Source organism: Tenacibaculum amylolyticum (assembly GCF_964511145.1).
Taxonomy (GTDB): domain Bacteria; phylum Bacteroidota; class Bacteroidia; order Flavobacteriales; family Flavobacteriaceae; genus Polaribacter; species Polaribacter amylolyticum.
In genome coordinates this window covers 23,890-42,345 of record NZ_CAZEFZ010000070.1, presented here as the reverse complement: position 1 = coordinate 42,345, position 18,456 = coordinate 23,890, and the positions used below count along the sequence as shown (strand labels likewise).

Genomic DNA, 18,456 nt, shown 5'->3' with positions numbered 1-18,456 from the left:
AGATAAAATCAAATCCTGATTGTCCGTTCCTGTTCCGTCTTGTAGACTTGATAAATCAATGGTATTACCATTAGAAATACTTAAATCTGTATCTGTTAAAGACAAAGTCTGAGAATCCGTATTATCTAAATAACTCGATAAATCAACTGTAGTATTATCGTTGGTTAAACTTAAGGTATTACCAGATAAAATCAAATCCTGATTGTCCGTTCCTGTTCCGTCTTGTAAACTTGATAAATCAATCGTGTTTCCATTAGAAATGCTTAAATCAGTATCTGTTAAAGACAAAGTTTGAGAATCTGTATTATCTAAGTAACTCGATAAATCAACTGCAGTATTATCGTTGGTTAAACTTAAGGTATTACCAGATAAAGTTAAATCTTGATTGTCTGTTCCTGTTCCATCTTGTAGACTTGATAAATCAATCGTGTTTCCATTAGAAATACTTAAATCAGTATCTGTTAAAGATAAAGTCTGTGTATCTGTATTGTCTAAATAACTCGATAAATCAACCGTAGTATTATCGTTGGTTAAACTCAAGGTATTACCAGATAAAATCAAATCCTGATTGTCCGTTCCTGTTCCGTCTTGTAAACTTGATAAATCAATCGTGTTTCCATTAGATATACTTAAATCTGTATCTGTTAAAGACAAAGTTTGAGAATCTGTATTATCTAAGTAATTCGATAAATCAACTGTAGTATTATCGTTGGTTAAACTCAAGGTATTACCAGATAAAATCAAATCCTGATTGTCCGTTCCTGTTCCGTCTTGTAGACTTGATAAATCAATGGTATTTCCATTAGATATACTTAAATCTGTATCTGTTAAAGACAAAGTCTGAGCATCTGTGTTATCTAAATAACTCGATAAATCAATCGTAGTATTATCGTTGGTTAAACTCAAGGTATTACCAGACAAAATCAAATCCTGATTATCTGTTCCTATTCCGTCTTGTAGACTTGATAAATCAATGGTATTTCCATTAGAAATACTTAAATCAGTATCTGTTAAAGACAAAGTCTGAGAATCCGTATTATCTAAATAACTCGATAAATCAACTGTAGTATTATCGTTGGTTAAACTTAAGGTATTACCAGATAAAGTCAAATCTTGATTATCCGTTCCTGTTCCGTCTTGTAGACTTGATAAATCAATCGTATTTCCATTAGAAATACTTAAATCGGTATCTGTTAAAGACAACGTTTGAGCATCTGTATTATCTAAATAACCTGATAAATCAACTGTAGTATTATCGTTCGTTAAACTCAAGGTATTACCAGATAAAGTTAAATCTTGATTGTCTGTATTTGCTGAAGTTGTACTAATCCATTCGGTACCATTCCATACAAATAATGTTGCTAAATCTGTGTCGTATACCATTAACCCTGACTCTGAAACTCCCAAAGGATCTCCACTTGCAGCTGCAGTTTCCATAGACGTACGTTGTGCAGTTGTCATTCTATTTACCAAAAAACCTTTATCTGTATCTGCTAATTCTAAAGATGCGTTTTGATTTGCAGTGACAGTTCCAATTCCTACACTTACTCTATTCGTTGTTGTATTTCCTCCTAAAGCCATTGTATTTGCAGTTGTTACATTCACACTATGTCCTAAAGCAATAGCATATGGCTGATTTACTTTACTAAACGCACCTATAACAATTGCTCCAGTATTATTGTTTCTAGATTCTGCATCGTATCCTATGACCACTTTTTCTCTACCGTCTAATACAATATTAGCCCCCATAAATACATTACGCTGATTTCTAGTATTACTTCCAGGATGAAAAAAATCTGCGTTCCATCCAACTCCAACATTATCGGAACCTAACCTATTTGTGCCGCCCGCTACCGCTCCTAAATAGGTATTTCTACTTGAATCATCTGTTCCATTAGTTCTGTTATTATCATAACCTGCGCCATATCCTACAAAAGTATTTCCATTAGAATTCTCATTATATGCGCCAGCTGCAAAACCTATAAAAGTATTTGCATTCCCTGTTTCATTATCTGTACCAGAAGCTCCGCCTAAAAATGTATTTCCTATACCTGTTGTATTATCATAACCCGCAGCTGTACTCAAATATTGAATACTATAAGCATCATCTATCGTTTGAAGTTCTGTATCTACACCACTTGCTCTTCCTCCTACAAAGGTATTTCCTCTGGCTGTAGTATTGTTAAATCCCGCAGTTCTTCCAACAAAAACATTATCTGATCCTGTTGTTGTATTTCTTCCTGCATCTTCCCCTATAAATACATTACGGTCTCCTTCAGTTAACTCTAACCCCGCTTCTTCACCTATAATCGTGTTATCATCTCCTTGTGTTAAATTTTTACCTGCATCTGTACCAATAATAACATTATCATCTGCCTCATTAAATCGTGCTACATAATTACCTATATATACATTGTCACGACTCTCTGTTGTTTGATCTCCTGCAAAAACACCTATCATTATATTGTCAACATCTCCAATACTATTGAGACTTGCTCCTGCTAAACCTCCAATTAATATATTTCTTAGGCTAGATGTTAAATTTCCTCCTGCTCCTGGCCCAAAAATCAAATTCCAATCACCACTCGTAATTTGCGAACCTGGATTGTAATCTTCCATTCCATCATAAGGTTCAGGTACCGTTATACCACTTTGATTTTCATCTGGCCTTATATTTGCTCCGTTGATTTGATTGTTAATTTGTGCTTCTGTGTTTACTAAAAATAAAAAGTAGCTTGCTATTGTAATGAGTAGTATTTTTTTCATGTAGGGAAACCTTTAGTTCAATTCATCACAAAATTATACGTCAAAGAAAAAAACCGTTTAATTTTAAGGTAGCAAAAGGTAGCAACTCCTAAAAATCAGTATTTTTACTTTAATATTACAGTGGTATGTTTTTAAGTATTCGATTCTTATTTTTAAGCTTTTTCTTTACAGGTATATTTTCTTATGGACAATTTTTACAACGAAAAATTGATTCTGTAAAAGCTCTTTTAAAAGATGTTACTAATGATTCACTATATGTTCAACAAAATATGGAGTTAGGTATCTTAACAGATACTTCTAATCCTGTAATGGCTGAAAGCTATTTTGAAAACGCGTTAACAAAACTCCAAGGCAATTATAGTTACAGTAACAAATTCGAGATGATTGCTCTAGCCTATGATTGCTTAGGAATTATTGAACGTAGGAGAAATAATTATGATAAAGCTTTGGAATTTTATTTTAAAGCTCTAAAAGTAAAAGAAGAAGTTAAAGATTCTACAAAAATAGGACGATCTTATCATAATATCGCAATGCTTTTTTCTGCTCAACGTAATTATGACAAAGCCATTTCTTACATGGAATTAGCACTTCGAATGCGGAAACACGATAGTACTGATTATGGTATTTCATTACGCAATTATGGAAATTTCCTACATAAGAAGAAAGCATATATTTCCGCACTAAAAGTATTAGATAGCGCTGCTTTATTTTTAGAAAATGATCCTATTCGACTTGCTGATGTAAATACTGTAAAAGCATATATCTATCGCTCTAAAAAGCAGTACCGACTAGCTTTAAAAACATTGAAAAAAAATCTTAATGTTTATAATACTTTTGATAAGCTTGAACGTAAGGCTAATACATTTAAAAACATTGCTTACAGTTATCGAAAGCTTAATAACTACCCACAGGCTTTTCAATATTTAGATAGTGCTGAATTATATGCACAACGTTATAAAAACAAAAAATTAATTTCTAAGGTTTATTTAGATCGTTATAAAATATTTAAAGCGCAAAAAAACTATAAAGATGCTCTCAGTAATTATCGCATTTATAAAAAATATAACGATTCTGTATTTACTATAAAGCAATCTGAGAGAATAGCTGCATTAGAATTAACCTTTCAACAAGATAAAAAAGCCACTGTAGATAAACTCAGCATTGAAACCCACAATAGAATCTTAGCTAGTGAAACTAAAATACAGCGCATTCAGAAGTATTTTTATGCTGTATTATTTCTTTTTGCTTTACTAAGTTTAATTGCTTTATTTTTTGCCAATAGATATCGACGTAAAGTTTATAGTGAAAACCTGAAAAAACAAGAATTAGAGGCTGAACTTTTAAATGAGAAAGTGGTATCACTTCGTTATAAAACAGATCGGCTTTTAATGGATTACAAAATGCGTTCTGATTTTAAAGAAGAATTAGTACAACAAGTAAAACGTTTAAAGTCTGAAAGTAATACTCGTGAGTTGCTACAAAAATACCAATCTGTTTTAGTACAATTAGAACAGCAAATTCGCACAGAAAAGCGTTTGGATGAAATCACCACCGATTCTAATGAAAAAAATGATGATGGTTTTCAATTAAAATTAATTAAACAGTATCCACAACTCACAAAATCGGAACGAGAAATTTGCCATTTAATTTATTTAGATTTAAGTATTAAGGAAATAATGAACGTTCGAAATGTTACGTTACCTTCTGTAAAATCTGCTCGTTACCGTATTCGAAAAAAGCTTCAAATCCCAAAAGGTGTGGAATTAGAAGCTTTTATTCAGAATTTATTTTAATCTTTATTCACTTAGAACGTTGAAAATCTTCCAAAGAAATGTTCATCATAATCATTGATATTTAGTACAACTGCATAGTTCCCTCTAGCTTTAGGTTGTAATGAGATATTTGCGTTTTCTGGATGTAATTCTTCATCATTATAATACATTTCTATAATATTGTTACTATGATCGTTACAATGATAACTATAATTGTAATCATATGGATTTACATTACTTAATACAAAATGCATTTCATTTCCTCCTTCTAAAAATGCTGTTACTTCAATAATTCCATCACGCCTTTCATCAATATTTATATCTACTACATCATAGGTTCTATTTCTACCTCTAAATTGATTTGTAATTTCTCCAAAACTTCTGCTCGTAGTACATTCACAATTTCGCTCGCATTCATGAGTTCTGATTACTCTTCTTCTTGGCGGAACTCTTCTTGGTGGTTCTGGGTTTCTTATAATCACTTCAGGTAAGCTAACATCTATACTAATACCTCCTCCAATTCTAATTTGAGCTTCTGCTTTGGAATTTATTAATACAAAAAGTGTAGCCGCTATAAAGATTTTCAGTTGTTTCATATCTAGTTATTTTCATTGTTGAAATACTAGAAACAAAACTCATACCAAAAAGTATTTTTATAAAAAAATCCGAACTCATTATAAGCTCGGATTGTTATTTTATACTGTTTCTTTGGTTTTTCTGAACATTAACCAAAACCCTATTAAAACTAAAGGAATACTGAGGAGTTGTCCTGTATTTAAAGCCCATTCTCCACGTTCTACTACTTGAGGTTTTTTTATAAACTCTATTAGGAAACGAAGCGACCATAAAACAACCATAAATACTCCAAATAAGTAGCCTTCTTTTCGTTTTTTATCTGTTTTCCAATACAAATGCCATAACACGAAGAATAAAACTAAATAGCTAAAGGCTTCGTATAATTGCGTTGGATGACTCGGTAATTTCTCTCCTGCTCTTTTAAAAATAACTCCAAAGCTAGATCCTGTTGGTTTTCCATAAATTTCTGAGTTAAAGAAATTTCCCATACGTATAAAGAATCCTGCTAAGGCTACCATAATTCCCATACGATCTAGAATAAACAACCAAGATTTTTGTAAGTGTTTCTTAGCATAAAAATATAATGCAATAGGAATTGCTATTGCTGCTCCATGACTCGCAAATCCAGAAATACCTGTAAATTTCCACCCTTTTACCAAACCAAAAAGCATTTCTGCTCCTTCTTGCTTTTTAAAAGGTAAAATAATTTGCCATAAGTTGTGTTGGTAATCTGACCAGCTATAAAAGAAAACTTCTCCCAAACGCATTCCAATTAGCATAGAAACGAAAGTATACATAAATAAAGGATCCATTTTCTCATGCGATATCCCATCTTCTGTAAAAATCTTCTTCATTAAATGCATTCCTAAAACAAATGTAATTACGAACATTAAGCTGTACCAACGTACGCTAAACCCGCCTATATTAAATATTTCAGGATCTAAATTCCATGTAATTGCCAAATAATTCATTTATGGTAATAGTTTAGTTTTCTTTGTTTTTTGTTTTCTTTTCAGGTACTGGATCGTAACCGCTTCCTCCCCATGGATGACAACTAAAAATTCTTTTGGTTGCTAACCATCCTCCATAAAATAATCCGTGCTTTTTTAATGCTTCTAAAGCATAAGAAGAGCATGTTGGATTATACCTACAAGTTGCTGGTGTAAATGGAGATATTGCCGTTTGATAAAAACGAATCAATAAAATAAATGGATATATCAGTATTTTTTTCAACATTAGTTTACAGAGAAAGTAGTTCCTTCTCTACCATCTTTTAATTGAATTCCTAAACTAGCTAATTCGTCTCTAATCTGATCTGACAATGCCCAATCTTTATTGTCTCTTGCTTCTTTTCTTAATTTAATAAGTAGCTCTACAACTCCTTCTAATTTATCAGATCCTTGATCTTTAGCATCGTTTAGTAAACCTAATACATCAAATACAAATATGTTCATTGTATTTTTTAATGTTTCTAAGTCTTCTTTAGAAATAGTTGCTTTATCGTCTTTTATTTGATTGATAAATTTTACTGCTTCAAATAAATGTGCAATTAGAACTGGCGAATTGAAATCGTCATTCATTGCATCGTAACATTTCTGCTTCCATGCAACTACATCAAAACTAGATGTTCCTCCTATTTTTACATCATTTAATGCTGCTATTGCCTCCATTAAACGGTTGTATCCTTTTTCTGAAGCTAATAAAGCATCGTTTGAAAAATCTAAAATACTACGATAATGTGCTTGCATGATAAAGAATCGTACAACACCTACTCCAAATCCTTTACTTAATATTCTTTTACCTAAATAAGTAGCATCTGGATTTCCTGTTAAAATATCATTAGGTAAAATATAGTTCCCTGTAGATTTAGACATTTTTTGTCCGTTTAACAGTAGCATATTTGCGTGCATCCAATAGTTTACAGGTTGTACACCAGAACAAGTATGCGATTGTGCTATTTCACATTCATGGTGTGGAAATTTTAAATCCATTCCTCCTCCATGAATATCAATCTGTTCACCTAAATATTTAGAACTCATTACAGAACATTCTAAATGCCAACCTGGAAAACCGTCACTCCATGGTGAGTTCCAACGCATGATATGTCTTTCGTCTGCTTTCTTCCACAATGCAAAATCTTGCGGATTACGCTTTTCCGATTGTCCATCTAATGCACGTGTATTATGAATAGCTTCCTCTATATTTCTTCCTGAAAGAATACCGTAGTTACTTGTCTCATTATATTTTAATACATCAAAATATACCGAACCATTTACTTCGTAAGCCATTCCTTTATCAATGATTTCTTGAATCATTTCAATCTGTTCTAAAATATGGCCTGTAGCAGTAGGTTCTATACTTGGAGGTAAAAAATTATACTTTTGAGTTACTTCATGAAAATCAACCGTATAACGTTGTACTACTTCCATTGGTTCTATTTCTTCTAATCGTGCTTTCTTTGCTATTTTATCTTCTCCTTCTTCTGCATCACTTTCTAAATGTCCTGCATCTGTTATGTTTCGTACATAACGTACCTTATATCCTAAATGTCTTAAATAACGAAACACCATATCAAAAGACATGAATGTGCGTAAGTTTCCCAGATGAACATTACTATATACTGTTGGCCCACAAACATACATCCCTACTCTTCCTTCTGTTACTGTTTTAAATACCTCTTTTGACTTAGACAGCGAGTTGTAAATTTTAAGCTGATTTTCCTTATATAATTCCATTGAAATAATTCCTTTTCGAAAAAGTAAAGGTAACAAGTTTTAACAAAAAAAAACCACTTATCTAAGTGGTTTTTTGTTTTAATTAACTTTTCAATTTACTTCGAAAAACTTAAGGCTCCGTATTTTACATTCATATGAAATTTAGCGTCCTTAGGGGCCTTAATTTTAATGGTTCTTTTTACTTTTTGTTTTAGTTTACTCTTTAATAATTTTTGTATTGCTTTTCTACTTTTTACAGCTTCTACTTTTCGTTTTTTAAGGGCTTCTTTTCTTTCCTTCATAGCTTTCTTTCTTTTTTTCATCAACTGTTCTTTAGCTTTTTTATAAGCTTTCATTGCATTTTTTCTTTCTTTATTATACAGTTTCTTAGCTTCCGCTATTTCTTTTTCATATTTCTTCTTTTCTTTTAACATCATTACATTGGTATCATCTCCAACTATAGCAATACTATTATCTCCAATGGTTACATCTATGTTTTTCCCAAACAATGTTTTATTTTCTTCTTTCCATTTATTTAAGTAATCTTTATCATTTTTATAAGCATCAAAATCAAACTCTGTAATTATAAATGGTGATGCATCTATTTCTATATCTGGCATTACTACAAATGATTCTGATGGTAGTGGAGGCATTATAAAGTCTACAGAATCTAATACATCTAAGGTTCCTAAAGAAAAATCGACTAAATCATCTGTATAAATTGCATAGTTTGGTTCATCAAAATCAAAAGTATTGATATCTATAAATGCATTCGTTCTTGACTTTATGTCTATCTGACTCTTGTTACCCAATGCTTCAAAATCCCAATTATTAAAGAGTTCTTCTTTTCTTTCTTCTGATACATCTTCTCCTTCCACCGTCATACAGGCTTCTACTACTACCTTATTTTTATTCCAAGTTTCAATTATAATATCGGCATGTCTTGTATCTATATCAATAGTAACATCTTTGTCTACTTTAAATTCTTCTTTATGTGTCTTGCTTTGTTGTGCCTGTAACTGTATTACTCCACAGATTAAAAGCACGGTTATTTTAAATGATAATATTCTCATGGTTTCTTTTTTTAGATTGTAAATCGTTCAACTGATCTTTTAATTGAATTAAGAGTTGCAAACGCAACTGAAGATTTGTAATGAGTGCATTAATCGTTTTATCGCTTATTTCTTCTTTTTGAAATTGTTGATGTAAACGTTTATAATCTGCATCTAGCTTACTTACCTTCTCAAGATACTCGTCTAACAAGGCCTTATTTTCTGGAGTAACTTCTAAACTTGCTATTTCATAATTGATAGCAGTTAAATAGTAATTTTCTATTTTTTTCATTTCTGGAGAAATGTCTTCTATTGTCACTACTTGCTCAGGTGTAGTGCTTTGTATAGGGTCTTCTCCTCCAGTTGTTTCTTGTAACCTATATAATGTACCACAAAATCCTAATAGTATAATAACGGATGCTGCTACATACCATTTTTTATAAGATTGTTTCTTTCTTGGTAATTCTCGCTGTAATTTTTGTAAGAATTTCTCTTCGTGATTTACAGATAACTCTAAAGGTTCTTCTCTAAAGTCTTTCGCTAATTTTCTAATATCCTTCGGCATGACTTATAACTTTTAAATATTCTTTGACTAATTTCTTTCCTCTCATTAAATGTGTTCTGGAAGTTACTGTTGTAATTCCTAATATTTGAGAGATTTCATTATGATCGTATCCTTCTATTAAGTATAAGGTTAATACTAATCGATACTTATCTTTTTGCTTATCTATGGCATCTATTACCATTTTTGGTGTCACATCGTTTGCTACTTCCCAATCATTATCTTCTACCACATTCAACACTTCATCATTAATGGAAACCATTACTAGTTTTTTCTTTTTCATTTCATCAATACTTTGGTTAATTACTATCCTTTTTAACCAAGCTCCAAAAGCTACTTCTCCTTTATATGTATTAATTTTTTTAAACGCCTTAACAAAAGCATCTTGCATTATGTCTTCTGCTAAAAACGAATCTTTCACATATCTATTAGCAACCAAAAGCATTCCTTTTGCATACGTATTATATAACTGCATTTGTGCTTTTGCATTCTGCTTCTTACACTCATTAATGAGTTTTTGATGTAGTTGCTTAGTTGATCTCATTCATTGGTTTCTTGTCTTAAAGACGTGCTTTTTTTTGAAGTGTTGCATTTTTACAAATTTTTTATTTCTAAATTTACATTTACCTAGTTTGTAATAGTATTTCATGGCAAAAGATTCGAAATCAAACTTATATGAAAAAGATGGGGTTTCTCAACCAGAAACCACCAGCAAAGTTTCTGCGCAAAAAATTAAATTGAGTAGACGAAAACAGACGCCTACCTCAACATATATTTCAAAAATATTAGCTGGAGATATTCCTTTTTTAAGCAGAGCAATTACTTTAATCGAGAGTACTAATGCTAAACATCAACAAAAAGCTAATGATATTTTAAACGCTTGTATTCCTTATGCTAATAAATCTGTTCGAATTGGTATTACTGGTGTACCTGGTGTAGGTAAAAGTACTTTTATTGAAGCTTTTGGAAAATATCTTACAAGCATTGGTAAAAAAGTAGCTGTATTAGCTGTAGATCCTAGTAGTTCTGTAAATAAAGGAAGTATTTTAGGAGATAAGACTCGTATGGAACAATTGGTTACTGATAAGAATGCTTTTATTCGTCCTTCTCCTTCTGGAACTTCTTTAGGTGGAGTTGCTCAAAAAACCCGTGAAAGTATTATGCTATGCGAAGCTGCAGGTTTTGATACTATTATTATAGAAACTGTTGGTGTTGGACAAAGTGAAACCGCAGTACACTCTATGGTAGATTTCTTTTTATTACTAAAGTTATCTGGAGCTGGAGATGAATTACAAGGAATTAAAAGAGGAATTATAGAAATGGCAGATGCCATTGTTATTAATAAAGCAGATGGAGACAATGTAAAAAATGCCAAGATTGCTAAAGTTGAGTTTAATCGAGCATTACATTTGTATCCTCCAAAAGAAAATGGTTGGCAACCAAAAGTACTTGTAGCAAGTGCATTACATAATGCTGGAATTGAAGCTATTTATGAAATGATTACCGAATACGTTAATAACACAAAAGCTTCTGGTTTTTTCAATATGAGACGTAATAATCAAAATAAACACTGGTTATTCTCTACTATTGAAGAGCAATTGAAAAGAAAATTTTATGAAAACCCTACTATTAAAGAACAATTAGTTAAAGAAATTGACAATTTAGAAGCCGGAAAAACAACTCCTTTTTATGCTGCGAAGAAACTATTAGATTTATAGTAACATACTGTAAACCTAAAAAATTAATTCACCTCAACTACCAACTCATCGTAAGCTAAAAAAACATTTTCTGGTAATTCCTTTTCAATATCAACATGAAAACCAAGCAATTCACTAATATGGCTAAAATAAGCTCGTTTTGGCTGTAATTCTTCCACCAATGCTAAAGCTTCGTCTAAACTCGCATGTGTTTTATGTGATTCTTTGCGTAAAGCTGTAGTGATTAACACTTCTAATCCTTTTAACTTTTCCTTTTCAGTTGCTGGAATTGTTTTTACATCCGTTAAATAGGCTACGTCTCCAAAACGATAACCCAAAATAGGCAAATCGCCATGCATTACTTTAATTGGTGTTATTTTCACTCCATGAAACTCTAACACATCATCTTCAGTAATAATAGTTGGTTTTACAGCCGGTGCAGAAGGATATCTATTTTCTTTAGTGAAAATATAATCGTAGCGTTTTTCTAAAGCTTTTAACACACGAGCGTCTGAGTAAATAGGAACATCTCCCATTCGATAATAATACGGACGAATTTCATCAAATCCAGCAATATGATCGGCATGTTCATGTGTAAAAAGAATACCATTAATAGATTCTATATTAGCTCGTAACATTTGCTGTCTAAAATCTGGACCGCAATCAATTACATAATTAATATCATCCCACGAAATTACAACAGAAGCACGTAAACGTTTATCTCTTTTATCTTCAGAAAAACGCACCGGATTTTTGCTTCCAATCATAGGTACACCGGTAGATGTTGCTGTACCTAAAAAAGTTATTTTTAATTGTTTTTTAAGACTCATTCTTTTCACAAAAATAAGATAAATATTGACTATTACTTCCTATTTTCAGTACATTTGTCAGGTGTAAACAAAAACAACTAAAATGGCAGTTACCTTAAAGGGAGATCAAAAGATTAGTAGTGTACCTACAACTAAAAGTAAAGCCCTAAGAATTAACTTGAACGCAAACATTTATGGAACTTTTGCTGAAATTGGAGCTGGACAAGAAACGGTAAGAAATTTTTTTAGAGCTGGTGGTGCATCTGGTACAATTGCTAAAGCCATGAGTGCTTATGATAAAGACTTTTCTGATGCTATTTATGGCATTGAAACAGATAGACGCTATGTAACAGAAGCTAGATTAAAGAAAATGTTACGACATGAAATGGATTTAATTGAAGATCGTTTAGATCGTCAAAAGCATCCAGATAAGTTATTTTTCTCTTATGCAAATACTGTTGCTACAATTAACTTTACTAAAAAGTTTAAAGGACACGGTTGGGTTGGAATTCGTTTTCAATTAGATCCATTAGAGGATTATAACGAAATAATATTACACTTACGTTTTAAAGAAACAGAAGCACGTTTACAACAAGAAACTTTAGGAGTTTTAGGTGTAAACTTAATCTATGGTGCTTTCTATTTAAACGATAACCCAAAGGAATTATTAAAATCTTTTTACGATAATATTGATGAGGATAAATTAGAAATTGACATGATTAATTTCTCTGGACCTCGTTTTATGTATGTAGATAACAGGTTAATGAGTTTACAGCTTGTTAAAAATGGTATGACGCATGCGGTTATGTTTGGACCTGACGGAAACAACTTATTACCCGCTCAAGTGTTATACAAGAAAAACATTCTAGCACTTCGAGGAAGTTTCAGACCTGTTACTAAGGTAAACATGGACATGTATGAACAATCTAAAAAATTGTTCTTCCAAGAAAAGAAAGTAGATCCGGAAAAGACACAAATTATTTTCGAAATAACCTTAAGTAATTTACGTGCTGAAGGAGAAATTAACGAACGTGACTTCTTAGATAGGGCTGAATTATTATGCTCTTTAGGTCAGAATGTAATGATTACAAACTACCAAGAGTACTTTAGGCTTGTAGAATACTTCAGTGAATTTACTAAAGAACGTATGGCACTAGCAATGGGTGTATATAATTTAGTCCAAATTTTTGATGAAAAATACTATAGACACATTAGTGGTGGAATTTTAGAAGCCTTTGGAAAATTATTCTTCAAAGATTTAAAAATCTACATGTATCCATATAAAGATGCAGAATCTAATGAATTTATTAATTCTGAAAATTTAAAAGTACATCCAAGAATGAAGGAGCTATATAAGTTCTTTAAAAATAATGGACGTGTAGTAGACATTACTGATTTTGATCCTGACATTCTTCATATTTTCTCTAGAACCGTTTTAAAAATGATTAAAGAAGGTGAAGATGGTTGGCAAGATATGTTACCTGCTGGAGTTGCTGATGTTATTGAAGAAAAACGATTATTTGGTTGTTCTAGAAAGAAATAAGTTCATTTCTTAAATAAAATAAATAATATAGGTTTAAAGAGTATGCGTACTTTTTAAACCTTTTTTTTTAGAATAGAATTGAATTAAAAAGCCTTTTTTAAATATAATTTTTATTTGCATTAAACCTTTTTTTAAATTTATAGTCATATAAGTAAACCCCAATCATTTGACTGAAGAAACTACGTTAGTATCAAAACTGCAACAAGCTTCCACAAAAGAAGCTGCTTTTCGTACTTTAATCGCTCAATATAAAGAGCGATTGTATTGGCATATACGAAAAATTGTATTGTCGCACGACGATACTGATGATGTGTTGCAGAATACTTTTATTAAGATTTTTAAAAGTATTGATAATTTTAAAGGTGAAAGTAAGTTGTATTCATGGATGTATCGAATTGCAACCAATGAATCTATCACATTTTTAAACAAGAAAGCAAAACAAAACAGTGTTGATATTTCTGAATATCAACAACAAATGGTTTCTAATTTAAAAAGCGATGATTGGTTTTCTGGTGATGAGATACAATTAGTACTTCAAAAAGCCATTGCTACATTGCCCCAAAAGCAACAGCTTGTATTTAATATGAAGTATTTTGACAATATGAAATATAATGATATATCAGAAGTTTTAGACACCTCTGTTGGAGCTCTAAAAGCTTCGTATTTTCATGCTGTTAAAAAGATAGAAGAATATATAAAAAGCTATAATTAAACCTTTAGCAAGAAAGAGAGTCTTATATATAGAATGGAAAAAGATTTAAAACATAGTATTAATTATATAAACAGTAAGGTTGGTAAACAAACTGGTTTTTCTACACCTAAAAATTATTTTGATGGTATAGAGGATAGTGTGTTCAATAAACTTAAAGAAGATTACTTACCAAAAGAAAACGGTTTTAATACTCCTGAGAATTATTTTGATACTATAGAGGATAGTATATTTAATAAACTTAGTGAAGAAAGTTTGCCTAAAGATAGTGGTTTTAACGCTCCTGAAAGTTATTTTGATACCATAGAAGATACTATATTCAGTAAACTTACTGAAGAGGATTTACCAAAAGAAAATGGTTTTAAAACACCTGATAATTACTTTGATGAAGTAGAAGAAAAACTTTTAAGTAATAGCACTAAGATAGAACTTCCTAAAACAACTGAATTCGATATTCCTAAAGATTATTTTGCTTCTTTAGAAGATACAATTCTAAGTAAAATTGAAGCAGAAAAAGATGCTTCTAAAGAAAAGGAAAAAGAAGTAAAAGTAATTTCTTTATCTCAAAGAATTCGAAAATATATTCCTACAGCGGCTGCAGCTTCTGTAGTACTTTTTATAGCTTCTTACTTTTTTACTTCAAAACCACCAGTTATTAATAACGAATTAAGTGACTCTGAAATTGTTGCTTGGTTTGATGATGGATATGGAGAAGCTTCTTCTTATGAATTAGCTACCTTATTAACAGATGATGATTTCTCTGAAGACGAATTACCAATTCAATTGGAAGATGATGAAATAGATGCTTATTTAAATACAATAGATAACGCATCACTAATACTAGAAGACGAAATACAATAATAAAAACACGTGGTACTAAAAATGTGACTACGACAAATAACAGAAAATGAAAAAAACAATACTCATATTTATAGTAATTTTTAGTTTTTCTTTAGGCATAGGCTATGCCCAACACCCTGGACCTCGTCTTGGTCCAAATAACCCTAAAGTAAGAGCTTTAAAAATTGCTACTATAACAGACAAACTAGATTTATCAGAAAGTGAGTCTGAAAAGTTTTGGCCAATATATAATCGATACGATAAATTAAGAGAGCAACTTTTTAGACAAGAGAAAACTGAAATTCGTAAAAAGGTAAAATCAGCTGGAGGTATTAAGAATATTACTAATGAACAAGCACTAGAATACCTTACCTTATTACAAGAAATTAAATTTAAACAGTATAAAATAAAAGCAAAGCTTTATGATGATTTAAAAAAGTTTTTACCTGCTAAGAAAATATTATTGTTAGAAGTAGCAGAGCACGAATTTAATAGAAGTTTATTCGAAAAACTTAGAAGAAAAAGGAGGAAATTTAACAATAAGAGATAATAAAAAAGAAGCATTTTACAAAATGCTTCTTTTTTTATTCTTTTTACTTGTCTATAACAGCCATGCATACATATAATTCTGGCTTGTTTGCTGTGTACTTCCTTAACCAAATCGTTAATTCTTCAATTTCGTAAGGTAATAATCGGTTGATCGCTTTTTCTAATTCTTTACAAAACAATTCGGCATTAAAGCTAACTTTTTGGAGTACCACTTTAGTGTACTCAAACATTGCTCTGGGCATAATAGGGAATTAAAGTTTCATCTAAATATACGAAAAAACAACTATAGATGCTTGTTAAAATTATACAAAAAAACCAATTTCGATTTGAAATTGGCTTTTTATCTTTTAAGTAAGCATCAGATTTACAGTGCATTTAGCTTTTCTATCAATCCTTTTGCTCTTGTTTCTAACTCTACATTAATTGCTTTAAAATGAGCCTTCTTGCTTGCAGCTCCTTTTGTGTGTACTTTGGCAATTAATTCATCAAATGTAGCGATTGCTTCGTCTACAATTGCTTGTGACTTTGTAGCATCTCCATCAGGATTTTCTAATTCCCATGCATTACACTCCGTAATAATATCTCCTAATGTATAGTTGATGTCTTTCTTTAAATTTTTAACACTTGCCATAATTAAATTTTTGCACAAAATTAATTGAATTTATTCAATTCATTCTGAAATTTTTCAAAAAACTGTCCTACATGATATCCATCTACTAATGCATGATTTATATTTATAGCTACCGGCATTAGTTTTTTTCCTTGCTCTTCTTTCACTTTTCCAAAAGCTAATTGCGGTACACTTGCATTTTTATCTCCAGAAACAGGTTCTTTATGACTTGTAAAATGTGCCCAAGGAATAGCTGAACAATGAATACAGCCTAAGGAATATTCTGGCGGAAACAAATCGGTTGTAGTTAGAACACGTTCCTTTTCTTTCAAAAAATTCTGATTGAAAACTTCAAAATCTTCAGAAAAATGAAAAAATGAAAATCCAAAAGTTTTGTCAGACCTTAATATTGTTGCGGATGCGTGAATTGTATCGTAAATAGCTATTTTATCTTCTTCAATACGATATTTAAAGTTTTCTATGCTATTTAATGCTTTAAGACAGGCATGTAAATAAGTAACAAAAAATGATCTTCCTTGTTTTTTAGCATGATCATACGCTTTATTTACTTCTACATTTACTACCAAAGCAAATGTAGGATCTGCTAGAGTTCTAAAATGGTGATATAAGTCTTTCCTATTCCAAGAATCAATATCTAAATACTTTTTCATTATAAAAATGTTACAACTTCTTTTATACTAGATAATGTTTTGTAATTCACAGATGCTTTTTGATCGTCGCTAACTGTTTCATGCGCCCATGTAGTGTGGAATGGAATATGAATTGCCTCTGCTCCTACTTCTAATAATGGTAACACATCCGATTTTAATGAATTTCCAATCATTAATAACTCAGAAGGCGCAATGTCTAAATGCTTTAATAACTTTTGATAATCAGGAACTTTTTTCTCGCTCATCACTTCTACATGATGAAAGTATTTTAAAATCCCAGATCTCTCTAGTTTTCTTTCTTGATCTAATAAATCTCCTTTCGTAGCAACAATCAACTTATATTTTCCTTGTAGTTGTTTTAACACCTCTTCTACTCCTTCTAATAATTCAATTGGCTTTTCTAACATTTGCTTACCAATCCCTAAAATTTCATTTATAAGTTTAGGACTTAGTTGATAATTGGAAAGTTCTAAAGCACTTTCTATCATAGATAACATGAAACCTTTAATTCCATATCCATACAATCCTAAATTATCAATTTCTTTTTTAAATAATTCCTGATGGATTTTATTTTCCGTTTCGTAATCGTTTAATAGCTGCGCAAATGCATTCTCTGCTTCCCTAAAATACGTTTCGTTAACCCATAAGGTATCGTCTGCATCAAAAGCAATGACTTTAATATTTTTATACATCTTTTGTTAGAATTTTAATGGCTTTTTCTAAATCCTCAGGAGTATCTATACCTATAGATTCTACTGAAGTTTCAATCATTTTAATTTTTTTACCTACTTCCAAATAACGAATAGCTTCTATTTTCTCAGCCGCTTCTAATGGAGTCATAGGTGTATTATAAAAATCGATTAAAGCTTCTTTTCGAAATGCATATACTCCTTTGTGTTTGTAGTAAGATACGGAAATAGTTTGATCTCTATGGTATGGAATGACTGCTCTTGAGAAATAAATTGCAAAATCATTCTGATCGGTAATTACCTTTACATTATTTGGGTTTTGTATTGACTCTAAGTCAGTCATTTGTACTTTTAAAGAAGCCAAATCAATTTCCTTGTTTGTATCTTCTTTAAATACTTGAATCAATTTACTCAAAGATACTTCATCAATAAAAGGTTCATCTCCTTGTACATTTATTACAATATCAACCTCCATATCTTCAACTGCTTCTGCAATTCGATCGGAACCACAATCATGTTCTTTTTTACTCATTAGTACCTTTCCTCCTATTTTTTCAATTTCAGAAAAAATAACATCAGAATCGGTTACCACGTATACTTCATCAAACAATTGTGTTTGTAAAGCACTCTCATAAGTTCTAACAATTACAGGTTTTCCACCCAAATCTTTCATTAATTTACCTGGGAATCTGCTTGCATTGTATCGAGCAGGAATCATTGCAATAATCTTCATAAAAAACGTCCATTAGAATACCTCAAAGATACATATTTACATATTCTGAAAATAGCTTTGAATAAATGTTAAAACGATAAAACTTTAACACTTAAACTATCGAGTTGGTTTTGCAACTGATTATAAACTCTTTAAGTTTGAGTAAATTCTTTTGTAAGTTAATT

Annotated in this window: 20 protein-coding genes (1 of these 20 only partly in view); 6 read left to right on the top strand and 14 right to left on the bottom strand. The window is 31.0% G+C overall.

Annotated features, from left to right (window positions below; translation table 11 throughout):
* On the bottom strand, positions 1–1,383 hold the 5' portion of the coding sequence (locus ACKTTC_RS20610) for a beta strand repeat-containing protein (RefSeq protein ID WP_456243514.1). It extends 804 nt beyond the left edge of the window; the window shows 1,383 of its 2,187 coding nt (coding positions 1–1,383); it begins with the start codon at positions 1,381–1,383; its stop codon lies beyond the left edge, outside the window.
* 1,508 nt (positions 1,384–2,891) lie between these two features.
* Here ACKTTC_RS20610 and ACKTTC_RS16580 point away from each other — a divergent pair.
* A complete protein-coding gene (locus tag ACKTTC_RS16580; protein ID WP_408040969.1) occupies positions 2,892–4,559 on the top strand; it encodes a tetratricopeptide repeat protein in 1,668 nt (555 codons plus the stop codon).
* A gap of 11 nt (positions 4,560–4,570) precedes the next feature.
* Here ACKTTC_RS16580 and ACKTTC_RS16575 read toward each other — a convergent pair whose 3' ends face one another.
* The 7 genes from ACKTTC_RS16575 to ACKTTC_RS16545 all read right to left on the bottom strand — a co-directional run bounded on the left by ACKTTC_RS16575 (position 4,571) and on the right by ACKTTC_RS16545 (position 9,986).
* The gene (locus ACKTTC_RS16575; protein WP_408040968.1) at positions 4,571–5,134 is read right to left on the bottom strand and encodes a hypothetical protein; all 564 of its coding nucleotides are present in this window, start codon (positions 5,132–5,134) and stop codon (positions 4,571–4,573) included.
* A 99-nt stretch (positions 5,135–5,233) separates the two neighbouring features.
* Positions 5,234–6,085, bottom strand: coding sequence for a prolipoprotein diacylglyceryl transferase (lgt, locus tag ACKTTC_RS16570; RefSeq protein WP_408040967.1), 852 nt, complete (start codon positions 6,083–6,085; stop codon positions 5,234–5,236).
* A gap of 13 nt (positions 6,086–6,098) precedes the next feature.
* The gene (gene yidD / locus ACKTTC_RS16565) at positions 6,099–6,350 is read right to left on the bottom strand and encodes a membrane protein insertion efficiency factor YidD (RefSeq protein ID WP_408040966.1); all 252 of its coding nucleotides are present in this window, start codon (positions 6,348–6,350) and stop codon (positions 6,099–6,101) included.
* Positions 6,350–7,849: a cysteine--tRNA ligase gene (gene cysS, locus ACKTTC_RS16560; RefSeq protein ID WP_408040965.1), complete on the bottom strand. Its 1,500-nt coding sequence runs from the start codon at positions 7,847–7,849 to the stop codon at positions 6,350–6,352. Before cysS ends, yidD begins: the two co-directional genes overlap by 1 nt.
* Before the next feature lie 95 nt (positions 7,850–7,944).
* Positions 7,945–8,901: a hypothetical protein gene (locus tag ACKTTC_RS16555; protein WP_408040964.1), complete on the bottom strand. Its 957-nt coding sequence runs from the start codon at positions 8,899–8,901 to the stop codon at positions 7,945–7,947.
* A complete protein-coding gene (locus tag ACKTTC_RS16550; RefSeq protein WP_408040963.1) occupies positions 8,882–9,445 on the bottom strand; it encodes a hypothetical protein in 564 nt (187 codons plus the stop codon). The genes ACKTTC_RS16555 and ACKTTC_RS16550 overlap by 20 nt, the downstream gene beginning before the upstream one ends.
* On the bottom strand, positions 9,429–9,986 hold the full coding sequence (locus ACKTTC_RS16545) for an RNA polymerase sigma factor (protein WP_408040962.1): 558 nt from the start codon (positions 9,984–9,986) through the stop codon (positions 9,429–9,431). The genes ACKTTC_RS16550 and ACKTTC_RS16545 overlap by 17 nt, the downstream gene beginning before the upstream one ends.
* 103 nt (positions 9,987–10,089) lie before the next feature.
* Here ACKTTC_RS16545 and meaB point away from each other — a divergent pair, with 103 nt between their 5' ends.
* Complete coding sequence (gene meaB, locus ACKTTC_RS16540; RefSeq protein ID WP_408040961.1) at positions 10,090–11,160, top strand: methylmalonyl Co-A mutase-associated GTPase MeaB; 1,071 nt, start codon at positions 10,090–10,092, stop codon at positions 11,158–11,160.
* Positions 11,161–11,183: 23 nt separating this feature from the next.
* Here the strand turns inward: meaB and ACKTTC_RS16535 are convergent, their stop codons facing one another.
* Positions 11,184–11,969 (bottom strand): MBL fold metallo-hydrolase, encoded by a 786-nt coding sequence (locus ACKTTC_RS16535; protein WP_408040960.1) that lies wholly within the window; start codon positions 11,967–11,969, stop codon positions 11,184–11,186.
* Positions 11,970–12,051: 82 nt separating this feature from the next.
* Here ACKTTC_RS16535 and ACKTTC_RS16530 point away from each other — a divergent pair, with 82 nt between their 5' ends.
* From ACKTTC_RS16530 to ACKTTC_RS16515, 4 genes are all read left to right on the top strand, one after another.
* Positions 12,052–13,491 (top strand): TonB-dependent receptor, encoded by a 1,440-nt coding sequence (locus ACKTTC_RS16530; protein WP_408040959.1) that lies wholly within the window; start codon positions 12,052–12,054, stop codon positions 13,489–13,491.
* 166 nt (positions 13,492–13,657) lie between these two features.
* Positions 13,658–14,203, top strand: coding sequence for an RNA polymerase sigma factor (locus ACKTTC_RS16525; protein ID WP_408040958.1), 546 nt, complete (start codon positions 13,658–13,660; stop codon positions 14,201–14,203).
* Between the two features lie 33 nt (positions 14,204–14,236).
* Positions 14,237–15,061: a hypothetical protein gene (locus ACKTTC_RS16520; protein ID WP_408040957.1), complete on the top strand. Its 825-nt coding sequence runs from the start codon at positions 14,237–14,239 to the stop codon at positions 15,059–15,061.
* Between the two features lie 46 nt (positions 15,062–15,107).
* Positions 15,108–15,590 (top strand): hypothetical protein, encoded by a 483-nt coding sequence (locus ACKTTC_RS16515; RefSeq protein WP_408040956.1) that lies wholly within the window; start codon positions 15,108–15,110, stop codon positions 15,588–15,590.
* A gap of 43 nt (positions 15,591–15,633) precedes the next feature.
* Here the strand turns inward: ACKTTC_RS16515 and ACKTTC_RS16510 are convergent, their stop codons facing one another.
* The 5 genes from ACKTTC_RS16510 to kdsB form a co-directional block, all read right to left on the bottom strand.
* Positions 15,634–15,831: a hypothetical protein gene (locus ACKTTC_RS16510; RefSeq protein ID WP_408040955.1), complete on the bottom strand. Its 198-nt coding sequence runs from the start codon at positions 15,829–15,831 to the stop codon at positions 15,634–15,636.
* A 122-nt stretch (positions 15,832–15,953) separates the two neighbouring features.
* On the bottom strand, positions 15,954–16,220 hold the full coding sequence (locus ACKTTC_RS16505) for a hypothetical protein (RefSeq protein ID WP_408040954.1): 267 nt from the start codon (positions 16,218–16,220) through the stop codon (positions 15,954–15,956).
* Between the two features lie 20 nt (positions 16,221–16,240).
* Positions 16,241–16,870 (bottom strand): CatA-like O-acetyltransferase, encoded by a 630-nt coding sequence (locus tag ACKTTC_RS16500; protein WP_408040953.1) that lies wholly within the window; start codon positions 16,868–16,870, stop codon positions 16,241–16,243.
* Complete coding sequence (locus tag ACKTTC_RS16495) at positions 16,870–17,562, bottom strand: HAD family hydrolase (RefSeq protein WP_408040952.1); 693 nt, start codon at positions 17,560–17,562, stop codon at positions 16,870–16,872. The genes ACKTTC_RS16500 and ACKTTC_RS16495 overlap by 1 nt, the downstream gene beginning before the upstream one ends.
* Positions 17,555–18,292: a 3-deoxy-manno-octulosonate cytidylyltransferase gene (gene kdsB / locus ACKTTC_RS16490; protein ID WP_408040951.1), complete on the bottom strand. Its 738-nt coding sequence runs from the start codon at positions 18,290–18,292 to the stop codon at positions 17,555–17,557. The genes ACKTTC_RS16495 and kdsB overlap by 8 nt, the downstream gene beginning before the upstream one ends.
* Positions 18,293–18,456: the final 164 nt, after the last annotated feature.